Source organism: Sphingomonas sp. 2SG (assembly GCF_005503285.1).
Classification (GTDB): domain Bacteria; phylum Pseudomonadota; class Alphaproteobacteria; order Sphingomonadales; family Sphingomonadaceae; genus Sphingomonas; species Sphingomonas taxi.
Genome location: NZ_SCMZ01000009.1, coordinates 37,087 through 48,709, shown reverse-complemented (window position 1 = coordinate 48,709; position 11,623 = coordinate 37,087). Strand labels below are relative to the sequence as shown.

Below are 11,623 nucleotides of genomic sequence, written 5' to 3'. Positions count from 1 at the left end.
ATCGTATGGGTGGTGCCTCGGCAACGGATGCGGCATCGTCGCCGCGATGGGAGAGGGCAGCACGGACGTCGCATGGACGCGCAGGTCCGCCCTCGGGCTGATCCCGGCGCTGGCGCTCGCCGGCTGTGCGGGACCGGGCGGGACAGAAGCGCCGCTGTCGATGTGGGCGATGAGCTATGAAGGCGACTATTCGCCGCTGCTGATGCCCGCCTTCACCGCCGCGACGGGCGTCCCGGTCGAGGTCCAGTCGCTCCCGACCACCGCGAGCCACGAAAAGCTGCTCACCGCCTTCGCTGGCGGGGCGATGCCCGACGTGTTGATGCTGTTCAACGGCTGGGTGCAGGAGTTCGCCACGATCGGCGCGATCGCGCCACTGCCGTCGTCCGACCTCGTCGCCGACATGTTTCCCGGCGTGCTGGCGGCGACGCGCTTCGCGGGGCGGGATTATGCGGTGCCGTGGTCGGTCGCGCCACAGGTGCAATTCTACCGCCGCGATATTCTCGGCGAAGCGGGCTATGACAGCCCGCCCGAGGACTGGGATGGCTGGCGGGCGATGGCGCGCGCGATCAAGCGCCGCCGGCCGGACGATTACGTCTTCCTCATGCTGCTCAACTGGCCCAACGGGCTCATCACGATGCTGTCGCAAGCCGGCGCGACGATGTTGCGCGATCGCAACACGCGCGGCGCCTTCCAGACCCCCGAGGCACGCGCCGCCTTCGCCTATTACGTCTCGCTCTACACGGACGGATATGCGCCGATGGCGTTGTCAACCGAGGTGCAGGACCCCGTCGCCGCCTTCGCCACCGGCTATTGCGCGGTCTGGCCGAGCGGTCCGACGACGCTCAAGGATTTCGCCCGCCGTGCCGATCTGCTCCCGCGCACGCGCTGGGCGACCGCGCGGCTGCCGGGACCGCACGGCGCCGGTCCGGTGTCGGGACTGAGCGCCAGCCTGTGCGTCTCGACGCAGAGCAAGCGCCCGCGCGAAGCCTGGGCCCTGGTCCGCCATCTGACCTCGATCGAGAGCGAATTGCGCTACCAGCGGCTGATCGGCAATTTGCCCGCGCGCGTCGGCGCCTGGACCGCACCGCAACTCGCCGCGCCGGTGCTGCGCCCGTTCGCCGATCAGATGCGCCAGCCCGCCGCCGCCCCGCCGGTGATCGAATGGGAGCAGATCCAGACCGAGGTGCAGTTCGCCGCCGAGCGGATCGTCCGCGGCGTCCAGACGATGGACGAGGCGTTGGCGGCGCTCGACCGCAGGGTCGACGGGCTGCTCGCCAAACGCCGCGCACTAGTCGAGGCGGGTCGGATCGCATGACCCGGCAGGAGCGAACCGGCTGGCTGTTCACCGCGCCGGTGCTTGCGATCATCGCGCTCGTCTTCGTACTGCCGACCGCGCTCGCGCTGGCGTTGTCGGTCACCGATTATTCGATCTACGCGCTCGCCGACTGGTCGAACCTGCATTTCGTCGGCCTCGGCAATTTCACCGGCCTGCTGTCGACGCCGCTGTTCTGGCGCGCGCTCGGCAACACCCTGCTGTTCGCCGTGCTCGGCGTGCCGATGGCGATCGGCACCTCGCTGTTCGTCGCCTTGCTGCTCAACGATGCGACGGTACGGTGGAAGCCGCTGTGGCGCGTGCTGCTGTTCGCGCCTTATGTGACCAGCGTCGTCGCGACCGCAGTGGTGTGGCGGATCCTGTTCAACCAGCGCTTCGGCCTGATCAACCGCGCGCTCGCCGCCGTCGGCATCGCGCCGGTCGACTGGCTCGGCGACCCGCATGTGTCGATCCCCGCGATCCTGCTGTTCGTGACCTGGAAGATCTTCGGCTACAACATGATCGTCTTCACCGCCGCGCTGTCAGCGGTGCCGGGCGAGCTGATCGAGGCGGCGCGGCTCGACGGGGCGGGGCGGTGGGGCCGCTTCCGGCACGTCACCCTGCCGGCGATCGGCCCGACGCTGCTGCTGGCGACGGTGATGAGCGTCGCCGGCTTCCTGCAGATCTTCGCCGAACCCTATGTGATGACGCTCGGCGGCCCGGCGCAGAGCACGACGACGGTGCTCTACTTCATGTTCGACGAGGGTTTCAAATGGTGGAACCTCGGGCAGGCGAGCGCGGTCGCGTTCGTGCTGTTCCTGATGATCCTCGCGGTGACGATCGTGCAGACGCGGATCGGAAGGCGCCACGAATGGCTGTGACGCGGCTGCGCACGATCGTCTCGACCGGCGCGGTGGCGGTGCTGACCGCGCTCACCATCGCGCCGCTGGCCTATATGGTCGTCGTCTCGTTCATGCCGCGCGGCGAATCGACCACCCTGCCGACGCCGCTGTGGCCGTCGCATTGGTCGGGCGAGAATTATTACGAGCTGCTGGTCCGGCGATCGATCGACGGCGCCTGGTTCGACTATCGCATCGTGCCGGCGCTGGTGAACAGTCTGGGGATCGCGGCGGTCTCGACGCTGCTCGGGCTGTTGCTGACCGTTCCGGCGGGCTATGCCTTCGCCAAGCTGCGCTTCCGCGGGCGAGCGCGACTGCTCCAGCTGCTGATCGCGTCGCTGGTCGTGCCGGGGCAGGTGGCGATGCTGCCCTTGTTCCTGATCTTCAGGGAGCTGGGGCTGGTCAACAGCTATGCCGGCGTGATCCTGCCCAGCCTCGCCGGCATCTTCGCGATCCTGTTCGTTCGTCAGGCGACGCTCGCCATCCCCGACGAGATGATCGACGCGGCGCGGATCGACGGCGCGGGCGAGACGCGGATCTTCGTCAGCATCGTGCTGCCGCTGCTCACTCCGATCGTCGTCACGCTGGCGCTGTTCTTGTTCCTGGGGAGCTGGAACGATTTCCTGTGGCCGCTGATCGTGCTCGCCGACCAGCATCTCTACACCCTGCCGGTGGCGATCGCCGCGATCGGGCGGGAGCATGCCGCGGACGGCGAATTGATGATGGCGGCGGCGGTGGTGACGACGATGCCGGTGCTGCTGCTGTTCCTTGCGCTCCAGCGTTATTATCTGACCGGACTGCTCGGCGGCAGCGTCAAGGGATAGGCGCGGCCGTCCGCGGCGAACAGATGCGTGTCCGCCGCGGCGACGTCGAAGCGCAAAGTCTCGCCGAGCGTCACCGCGCGATCCCCGGGCAGTTGCGCGACGATCGTACCGATCGCCCCCTGCGCGCCGAGATGCGCGAACGACAGCGGCCCGAGCCGCTCGAACAGCTCGACCACGCCGGCGAAGGCGCCATCCGCGGCCGCGACGAGATGCTCGGGCCGGACGCCCAGCGTCGCGGCGGCACCCACGGCATCGGCGGGAACATGAGCGGCAGTGCGCACCGTGTCGCCCCCGGCCAGACGAACCGCGGCGCCGTCCCCGCCGGCCTGCGCGATCGTCACCGGCAGCAGGTTCATCCCCGGCGAGCCGATCGCCGCGGCGACGGCGAGGCTGGCGGGGAGGCGATAGACGTCGAGCGGCGCGCCGACCTGCTCGACGCGCCCCTCGCTCATCACGACGATGCGGTTGGCGAGCGTCATCGCCTCCAGTTGGTCGTGCGTCACGTAGATCATCGTCGCGCCGAGCTGCTGGTGCAGCCGGGCGAATTCGTGCCGCATCCGCGCGCGCAGCGCGGTGTCGAGGTTGGACAGCGGCTCGTCGAGCAACAGCACGCGCGGCCGACGCACCACCGCCCGCGCGATCGACACGCGCTGGCGCTGGCCGCCGGACAGCGCGCGGGGGCGCCGGTCGAGCAGGTCGGAAAGATCGAGCATCGCCGCCACCGCCGCCACCCGCTCGGCGATCTCGCGCTTGGCGACGCCGGCGACCCTCAGCGGAAAGGCGATATTCTGCGCGACCGTCATCTGCGGATAGAGCGCATAGGATTGGAAGACCATCGCGACGCCGCGTTCGGACGGTGGCGCATGGGTGACGTCGCGCCCGCCGATCGCGACGTGCCCACCGCTGGGGTCTTCGAGCCCGGCGATCATCCGCAGCAGCGTCGACTTGCCGCATCCCGACGGGCCGACCAGCACGAGGAATTCGCCGTCCTCGACGACGAGGTCGGTCGGCTGCAGCACGGTCACGCCGCCGAAGCCCTTGGTCAGTCCTGATATTTCGACGCTGGCCACGCTCGTCTCCCGATGCTCGGTCCTGCGAGGCGGCGGTGGCCGCTGTCAAACCAAAGTTACGGCCCCAGGTTGGCGGAGTCGCGTGCCGGCCGCGCTGCGCTTGTGCGAATCGTCGGCGGGTGGCTAGGCTGGCGGCATGACCGAAGATGCAGCGACCCACCGGTTGGGCGAAGCCCTGAACCATCTCCACGCGTTCGCCGCGACCTTCGACGCGGGCGCGTATGTCGACGAGGCGAGCGCGCTGACCGCCGCCGACCTCCGCCTGATCCTCGACACGCTGGAGCAGGTCCACGGCATCGTGAAGGCGGCACCGGGCCTGTGAAGCGGCGCCACGCCGGGATCGATCTCGGCGCGACGGTCGCCACCGTGCTCTTCTTGGTGGGCTTCGGCGGCATGATCTACGCGTTGGGGGCGAAGATCGGGCTGTTCTGACGCGCGCGTCGGCGCCGAGAGGGCGGTCGAGTGGTCAGGCCTGCCCGTCGCCGGCCAGCGCCGCCATCACGATCCCGCTATAGACGCGGTGCGTCGCGTTCTCGGCATGATCGCCCGCCGCCGCCGGCGCGATGCCGAGCGACGCCGCCGGGGTGAAGGTCAGTTCGCCGAAATAGATGCCGTCGCTGCCGTCGTAGAGATCGACGCGGACGAATTCGAACGGCGCGGACAGGGCGCGGGCCGCCGCCATCATCGCCGCGATCCGCTCGGCGGTGGGCAGCGCATGGCCGGCGGGCGGCGCCAGCCCGTCCTCGCGGTCCATCGGCTCGAAGCTCGGGACGCGATAGAGCCGGCTCCACGGCCGGCCGAAGCGGCTGTGATCGACCTGGCAGACCAGCGGCTGTCCGCGCACGCAATGGAATTTGTAATCGTCGGGCGATGTCCCCGCGGCGCTCGGGACCAGCGCCTCGACGATGATCTTCCGCGGCAGCCGCCAATATTGCATCTCCCGCAGGATCGACGCGTAGTCGGCCCGCGCCAGCCAGAACAAGCGCCGCAGGTCCTCCGGCCCGGTGACGTCGCGCAGAAAGACGGTGCCGCCGCTGGCATGCGTCGGCTTGGCTATCGTCGCGGTGCCGACGAAGGGGCGCAGCCGTCCGAACAGCGCCTCCGGCGACGGTACGTCGTCCATCGCCACCACCAGCCGCGTCTCCGGCACGCGCAGGCCCGGTGACAGCCGCTGCGCTTCCCGTTTCGCGGTCTCCTTGTCGACGAAGGCGCGTTCGAGCGGCGTCCAGCGCGGATCGATCATCCGGTCGAAGATCACGTCGTTAATCGTCGAGCGTGGGTCGGCGGCGGGCAGGGGCCATCGGCCGAAGCGGCGCCGGAAATGCGGACCGGCGATGACATGGTTGAACGCGCGCGTCATCGGCGCGGCGGCATCGAAGGCCACACCGTCGGCGGCCTGACAGGCGTCGTCATCGGCCGCGGGCGTATCCGCAACGCGGCAGGAGACGGGCGGGCGGGTGCGATCCATCCCTTCGGGTAGCGTGGGGTTCTTTCACAGGCAATCGCCACGACGGGGGACGCCCATACGCTCCGGCCACAAGCCGTTAACAATAAGACATGGTCCAGCAATTGATATTGCTAGTGACTCGCAACAACGATGCCGTTAGGTCGCCGGCATCGAAGGGGAAGTGAAGTGATCTATCTGGGCGTTCTACTCGCAGGCGTGGCTTCGGTGAATGGTGCCGCGCCCATGCCGGCCTCGTCGGCCAAGGCCGAACCCGTCGCGGCTGGCGCCGCCGATTCGCAGCGCGAGGACGAAATCCTCGTCGTCGGCAAGAGCTATGGCCGCGGCGTCGGCAAGACCGTCACGCCGCTCAAGGACACGCCCAACACGATCACCGTCGTCGACCGCGAACAGATCGAGGCGCAGAACCTCTTCACGCTCGAAGACGCGCTGACCGCGACCAACGGCATCACCGTCAACGGCGTCGGCAGCGAGGACCCGTCGTTCCTCTCGCGCGGCTTCGCGATCAACAACTATCTGATCGACGGCGTCCCGACGCTGTCGGTCAACTTCCCCTCGGCGGTGCCCGACCTGTTCTTCTACGACCGGCTCGAGGTGCTGCGGGGGCCGGCGGGGCTGTTCAGCGGCTCGGGCAATCCCGCCGGCAGCATCAATCTCGTGCGCAAGCGGCCGCTCGATACCGCCCGGATGCAGGCGAGCGCCGGCTACGGCAGCTACGACAATCTCCGCCTGGAACTCGACGTCTCGACCCCGGTCGGCGGCGTCGCCGCGCTCCGCGCCGGCGTCATGGCGCAGGATCAAAACCAGTTCTTCGACACGGCGCATCGCAACCGGCTCGACGCCTTCGCCGTCGGTACGCTGGAGATCGGTTCGCGGACGACGCTGACCGCGGGCGCGAATTATGATCGCTTCCGCCCGGCGGTCCAGTCCGGCCTGCCCGGCTATGCCGGCGGTGCCGACGGCAGCGACGGGCGGCTGCTCGACGTGCGGCGATCGACCTATCTGGGCGCCGACTGGAACCGCTTCGATGCGAAGACCTGGTCGGGCTTCGTCGAGCTGGCGCATCGCGTCTCCGATCGCTGGACGTTGCGCGCGACCGGGCTCTACACCGATGTCGACCGGGTCGACGTCTACAGCTATATCGGCGCGCAGCCGGTGACGCCGGCCAACCGCGGCCTCACCAACCAGATCGCCTATCGCGGCGACAGCAAGCAGCAGACGCGGTCGTTCGACGTCAACGGCATCGGCAGCTTCCCGCTGTTTGGGCGCGACCAGACGCTGATCCTCGGCGCCGATCACCAGGCGAGTGCCGGCACCTCCTATTTCACCCGCCTGTCCAACTATGCGCGGATCGACGTCTTCAATCCCGTCTCGCCGGCCGAGCCGCCGCTCGATCCCTATGGCCCGCTGCCGCCCTATCCGGTGCAGGGCACCGCGGGGATCTGCGCGCCGGTGCAGACGCCGGCGCAATGCGTCACGCAAGTCTATGGCGGATCGGTCACCCACCTCGAACAATATGGCCTGTACGGCCAGATGCGGCTCAGCCCGCTCGCCGGGCTGACGCTGATCGGCGGCGGAAGGCTGACCTGGTTCGATACCGACACGCGCACGGTGTTGCCGACCCCGGGGGCCCGCACCGGCTATACGATCGACAACCGCTTCACGCCTTATGCCGGATTGGTCTGGGACGTGACCCGCCACCTCAACCTCTACGCCAGCTACGCCGACAGTTTCACGCCGCAGGCGCAGCCGGTCGGTCGCCAGCGCGGCGACGGCGGCAGAATCGAGCCGATGGTCGGCGAGCAGTTCGAGGCAGGCGGCAAGGTCTCGCTGATGCACGACCGGCTGTTGCTCTCCGCCGCGGCCTATCAGATCACGCAGCGCAACCGGCTGTTCAACGACCCCGTCGACGCGAATCTCTACTACCAGCTCGGCAAGGTACGCGCGCGCGGCATCGAGCTGGAGGCGACGGGCGAGATCCTGCCCGGCTGGCGGATCAACGGCGGCTACAGCTACACGCGCACCAAGTTGCTGGAGGACATCAACCCGGCGCTGGAGGGCACATCGCTGGTCCCGGTCATCCCCCGCCACATGGGCAAGGTGTTCACCAATTACGCGCCGACGAACGGGGTGTTGGCCGGCGCCAGCATCGGCGGCGGCCTGACCGTCTTCGGGGCGACCTCCGGCGGCACGCGGTCGTCGATCGCCGCCAACGGCACGCGTGTGCTGTCCACCCTGGTTCGACAGGGCAGATACGCCGTGCTCGACCTCCGCGCGGGCTACAAGCTCACCGAGCAGCTCGGCGTGTCGATCAACGTCAACAACGTGCTCGATCGCACCTATTACGCACGCATCTTCTCGACCGCCCGCGGGAATTATTACGGCAGTCCCCGCACGGTATTCGCGACCTTGCGCTACACGCTGGGATAAGCTGGCAGCCACTTGGTCAGCGAAGCCGCATCGATCCTTCCAATACCGCCCCTCTGGCACGAACGGCGATTGCGGATTACGGCCGAGTGTCAGCCGTCGATCGGCCGGAACGAAGGATTGCGGATGCGTGCTCATGTCCTGTTGATCGCCGGCATCGCCGCGCTGGGCGGCCTGCTGTTCGGCTACGATACCGGCATCATCTCGGCGGCGTTGCTGTTCATCGGCGACAGCTTCCCGATCTCGGTCGTCGGCAAGCAGATCGTCACCGCCGCGATCGTCGCCGGCGCGCTCGTCGGATGCATGGGCGCCGGGCCGCTGTCGGACCGGATCGGCCGACGGCCCACCGTCATGGTCGCCGCCATCGTCTTCATGATCGCCTCCGTGGCGTCGACCGTCGCCGGCTCGGTGGCGTCGTTGACCGCCGCGCGTCTCGTCCTCGGTCTCGCGGTCGGCGCGGCGAGCCAGATCATCCCGGTCTATATCGCCGAACTGGCGCCGGCGGCACGGCGCGGCGCGATGGTGGTGATGTTCCAACTCGCGGTCGTCGGCGGCATCCTGGTGTCGACGATCGTCGGCTGGCTGCTCGGCGGCAGCCACGTCGCCGACGGTCTGCTGGGCGAGGGCGGCGACTGGCGGCTGATGTTCCTGCTCGGCGTCGTGCCGGCGGCGATCCTGCTGATCGGCATGATCGTGCTGCCGGAAAGCCCGCGCTATCTCGCGCTCAAGGGCGACGTTGCGAAGGCGCGCGCCATCCTCGCACGGCTGCGGCCGAGCGCGGCGGAGGTCGAGACCGAACTCGCCGCGATCGGCGAGACGGTGCACGTCGAGGGGCGCTGGCGGACGTTGCTGTCCGGCCGCATGCGCCCGGCACTGATCGCCGGCGCCGGCGTCGCGATGTTCTCGCAGATCACCGGCACCAACGCGGTGATCTATTACGCGCCCACGATCGCGACCAACGCCGGGCTCGGCCAGAATGCGGCGCTGCTGACCGCGCTCGTCGTCGGCGTGACGATCGTGCTGACGACGATCTTCGGCACCTGGGCCGTGGATCATTGGGGGCGGCGTAGACTGATGCTGCGGTTCCTGCCGGGGGCGGTGATCGGGCTGGCGATGATCGCGGTCGCCTTCGCAAACGGCGCGCCGACCGGCGGGATGCGCTGGGTCGCCGCGGCGGGGCTGCTCGGCTACGAGGTGTTCAACGTCGGCAGCATCTCGGCGGCGATCTGGCTGGTTGGCGCGGAGGTGTTTCCGCTGTCGGTGCGCGGCAAGGGGATGAGCCTCGTCGCTCTGTCGCACTGGAGCTTCGACTTGCTGGTGACGCTGACCACGCTCAGCCTCGTCGAGGGGCTGGGCACCGCTGCGACCTTCTGGCTGTTCGCGGGGATGAACCTGCTCGCCTGGGGGTTCGTCTGGCGCTTTGTCCCCGAGACGAAGGGCCGATCGCTCGAGGAGATCGAGGCGAGCCTGCAGAACGGCACCTTCGCGTCGGCGCGATGACGGAGGCGCTACCCGCACCGCTCGGCGACGCGATCCACGCCTTGCTCGCCCGCCGCGGCCGCGCGCTGCTCGGCGTCGTCGGTCCGCCCGGCGCGGGCAAGTCGACGCTCGCCGACCGGATTGCGCGGCAGTTCGCCGACCGGTCGGTCGTCGTGCCGATGGACGGTTTCCATCTCGCCAATGCGGAGCTCGACCGGCTCGGCCGCCGCGATCGCAAGGGCGCGCCCGACACGTTCGACGTCGCCGGGTTCGTCGCATTGCTCGATCGCCTGCGGCATCCGGTCGCCGGCGAAACCGTCTACGCCCCCCGGTTCGAACGCGCGATCGAAGAGGCGATCGCCGGCGCGATCCCGGTGCCGGCAGGCACACCGCTGGTCGTGGTGGAGGGCAATTACCTGCTCCTCGACGGGCCGTGGTCGCCGGTGCGCGGTCTGCTGGATCGCTGCTGCTACGTCCGCACCCCGTCGGCACAACGCCGCGAGTGGCTGCTCGCGAGGCACATGGCATTCGGACGCAGCCGCGCCGAGGCGCTCGACTGGATCGATCGTACCGACGAGCCCAATGCCGTCCTCATCGAGCGGAGCGCGATGCGCGCCGATTTTGCCGTCGACGTGACGTCCGGCTGATCCCGCGACGCGGCCCACGGCCATGGCGCCGGCTGGGCGGCGGCAAGCAAAAGTATCTCCCCTTCGAACGGCGCGTGGCTAGCATCGCGGTCGACACAGCACCCGCTCGAAGAGGACGATGGCCATGGTCGATCATACGCTGCACCCCGAAACGCTCGCGCTGCATGCCGGCTGGCGCGCCGATCCGGCGACCGGCGCGGTGGCGCCGCCGGTCTACCAGACCACCTCCTACCAGTTCCGCGACACCGATCACGCCGCCGACCTGTTCGCGCTGCGCGAACTCGGCAATATCTATACCCGGCTGGGCAATCCGACGACCGACGTGCTCGAGCGGCGGATCGCCGCGATCGAGGGTGGCGCGGCGGCGCTGGCGGTGGCGTCGGGGCAGGCGGCGTCCGCTTATGCGGTGCAGAATCTCGCGCGTGCCGGCGACAATATCGTCAGCGGCACCGATCTGTACGGCGGCACGTGGAATCTCTTCGCCAACACGCTGAAGGACCAGGGGATCGAGGTGCGCTTCGTCGATCCCGCCGATCCCGACGCCTTCGCGCGCGCGAGCGACGAGCGGACGCGCGCCTGGTATGTCGAGACCCTGCCCAATCCCAAGCTGATCGTCGGGCCGATCGCCGAGATCGCAGCGCTGGGCCGGCCGCTCGGCATCCCGCTGATCGTCGACAATACCGCGGCGCCGCTGCTCACCCGGCCGTTCGATCACGGCGCGGCGATCGTCGTCTATTCCACCACCAAATATATCGGCGGCCACGGCACGTCGATCGGCGGCATCATCGTCGACGGCGGCAATTTCGATTGGGAGGCGTTTCCCGAGCGCCAGCCGCTGCTCAACACGCCCGACGCCAGCTACCATGGCGCGGTGTGGAGCCAGGCGGCGAAACCGCTGGGTCCCATCGCCTATATCCTGCGCGCACGTACCGTGCTGCTCCGCGATCTCGGCGCCGCATTGTCGCCGTTCAACGCCTTTCAGATCCTGCAGGGGCTCGAGACGCTGCCGCTGCGCATGCCGCGCCATTGCGCCAATGCCGCGGCGGTCGTCGCCTTCCTCCAGTCGCGGCCCGAGGTGATCCGCGTCATCCACCCCTCGGTGCAGACCGGCGTGCAGGCGGAACGGGCCGCGCGCTATCTGACCGGCGGGCAGGGTGGTCTCGTCGGCTTCGAACTGGCCGGCGGCGAGGCGGCGGGGCGCGCCTTCATCAACGCGCTGAAGCTCTTCTATCATGTCGCAAACATCGGCGACGCGCGCAGCCTCGCGATCCATCCGGCGTCGACGACCCATTCGCAGCTGTCGTCCGGGGAACGGCAAGCGACCGGCGTCTCCGACGGCTACGTCCGCCTGTCGGTCGGTCTGGAGCATGAGGAGGACATCCTCGCCGACCTGCGCCAGGCGCTCGACCGCGCCGCGGTCTAGTCAGCCGGCCGATCGACAAAACCCTTGCCGAACAGCCTGCTAGGCCGGCGAGCTTGGCGGCCGCCGGACCCGGCGAT

Annotated in this window: 10 protein-coding genes; 8 read left to right on the top strand and 2 right to left on the bottom strand. The window is 69.1% G+C overall.

From position 1 onward, the window contains the following. Positions 1–46: 46 nt before the first annotated feature. From FFS23_RS05765 to FFS23_RS05755, 3 genes are read left to right on the top strand one after another with little or no spacing between them, the layout of a single operon-like run. Positions 47–1,315: an extracellular solute-binding protein gene (locus FFS23_RS05765; protein ID WP_137897831.1), complete on the top strand. Its 1,269-nt coding sequence runs from the start codon at positions 47–49 to the stop codon at positions 1,313–1,315. After that, on the top strand, positions 1,312–2,193 hold the full coding sequence (locus FFS23_RS05760; RefSeq protein WP_137897830.1) for a carbohydrate ABC transporter permease: 882 nt from the start codon (positions 1,312–1,314) through the stop codon (positions 2,191–2,193). The genes FFS23_RS05765 and FFS23_RS05760 overlap by 4 nt, the downstream gene beginning before the upstream one ends. Continuing rightward, complete coding sequence (locus tag FFS23_RS05755) at positions 2,184–3,035, top strand: carbohydrate ABC transporter permease (RefSeq protein WP_249340539.1); 852 nt, start codon at positions 2,184–2,186, stop codon at positions 3,033–3,035. The genes FFS23_RS05760 and FFS23_RS05755 overlap by 10 nt, the downstream gene beginning before the upstream one ends. On the opposite strand, the gene FFS23_RS05750 is transcribed toward FFS23_RS05755, so the two are convergent. After that, positions 2,996–4,105 carry an ABC transporter ATP-binding protein gene (locus tag FFS23_RS05750; RefSeq protein ID WP_137897829.1) on the bottom strand — a complete coding sequence of 370 codons (1,110 nt, stop codon included), beginning with the start codon at positions 4,103–4,105 and terminating at the stop codon, positions 2,996–2,998. The genes FFS23_RS05755 and FFS23_RS05750 overlap by 40 nt on opposite strands. Positions 4,106–4,241: 136 nt before the next feature. Here FFS23_RS05750 and FFS23_RS05745 point away from each other — a divergent pair, with 136 nt between their 5' ends. Next, positions 4,242–4,427 carry a hypothetical protein gene (locus FFS23_RS05745; protein ID WP_137897828.1) on the top strand — a complete coding sequence of 62 codons (186 nt, stop codon included), beginning with the start codon at positions 4,242–4,244 and terminating at the stop codon, positions 4,425–4,427. Positions 4,428–4,571: 144 nt separating this feature from the next. On the opposite strand, the gene FFS23_RS05740 is transcribed toward FFS23_RS05745, so the two are convergent. Beyond that, entirely contained in the window at positions 4,572–5,573 is a 1,002-nt protein-coding gene (locus FFS23_RS05740; protein WP_137897827.1) for an ATP-grasp fold amidoligase family protein, read from the bottom strand. A 222-nt stretch (positions 5,574–5,795) separates the two neighbouring features. On the opposite strand from FFS23_RS05740, the gene FFS23_RS05735 reads away from it, so the two are divergent. From FFS23_RS05735 to FFS23_RS05720, 4 genes are all read left to right on the top strand, one after another. Further along, entirely contained in the window at positions 5,796–8,000 is a 2,205-nt protein-coding gene (locus FFS23_RS05735; RefSeq protein ID WP_137897826.1) for a TonB-dependent siderophore receptor, read from the top strand. Positions 8,001–8,123: 123 nt separating this feature from the next. Continuing rightward, entirely contained in the window at positions 8,124–9,497 is a 1,374-nt protein-coding gene (locus FFS23_RS05730) for a sugar porter family MFS transporter (protein WP_038659129.1), read from the top strand. Continuing rightward, on the top strand, positions 9,494–10,123 hold the full coding sequence (locus FFS23_RS05725) for a nucleoside/nucleotide kinase family protein (RefSeq protein ID WP_137897825.1): 630 nt from the start codon (positions 9,494–9,496) through the stop codon (positions 10,121–10,123). Before FFS23_RS05730 ends, FFS23_RS05725 begins: the two co-directional genes overlap by 4 nt. Positions 10,124–10,247: 124 nt before the next feature. Beyond that, positions 10,248–11,546, top strand: a complete 1,299-nt coding sequence (locus FFS23_RS05720) for an O-acetylhomoserine aminocarboxypropyltransferase/cysteine synthase family protein (RefSeq protein ID WP_137897824.1) — start codon at positions 10,248–10,250, stop codon at positions 11,544–11,546. Positions 11,547–11,623 lie beyond the last annotated feature (77 nt).

Coding starts and splice junctions, on each gene's coding strand:
- FFS23_RS05735 (WP_137897826.1), top strand. CDS start 5,796: ATGCCGGCCTCGTCGGCCAAGGCCGAACCCGTCGCGGCTGGCGCCGCC.
- FFS23_RS05745 (WP_137897828.1), top strand. CDS start 4,242: ATGACCGAAGATGCAGCGACCCACCGGTTGGGCGAAGCCCTGAACCAT.
- FFS23_RS05730 (WP_038659129.1), top strand. CDS start 8,124: ATGCGTGCTCATGTCCTGTTGATCGCCGGCATCGCCGCGCTGGGCGGC.
- FFS23_RS05720 (WP_137897824.1), top strand. CDS start 10,248: ATGGTCGATCATACGCTGCACCCCGAAACGCTCGCGCTGCATGCCGGC.
- FFS23_RS05765 (WP_137897831.1), top strand. CDS start 47: ATGGGAGAGGGCAGCACGGACGTCGCATGGACGCGCAGGTCCGCCCTC.
- FFS23_RS05755 (WP_249340539.1), top strand. CDS start 2,184: ATGGCTGTGACGCGGCTGCGCACGATCGTCTCGACCGGCGCGGTGGCG.
- FFS23_RS05740 (WP_137897827.1), bottom strand. CDS start 5,573: ATGGATCGCACCCGCCCGCCCGTCTCCTGCCGCGTTGCGGATACGCCC.
- FFS23_RS05760 (WP_137897830.1), top strand. CDS start 1,312: ATGACCCGGCAGGAGCGAACCGGCTGGCTGTTCACCGCGCCGGTGCTT.
- FFS23_RS05725 (WP_137897825.1), top strand. CDS start 9,494: ATGACGGAGGCGCTACCCGCACCGCTCGGCGACGCGATCCACGCCTTG.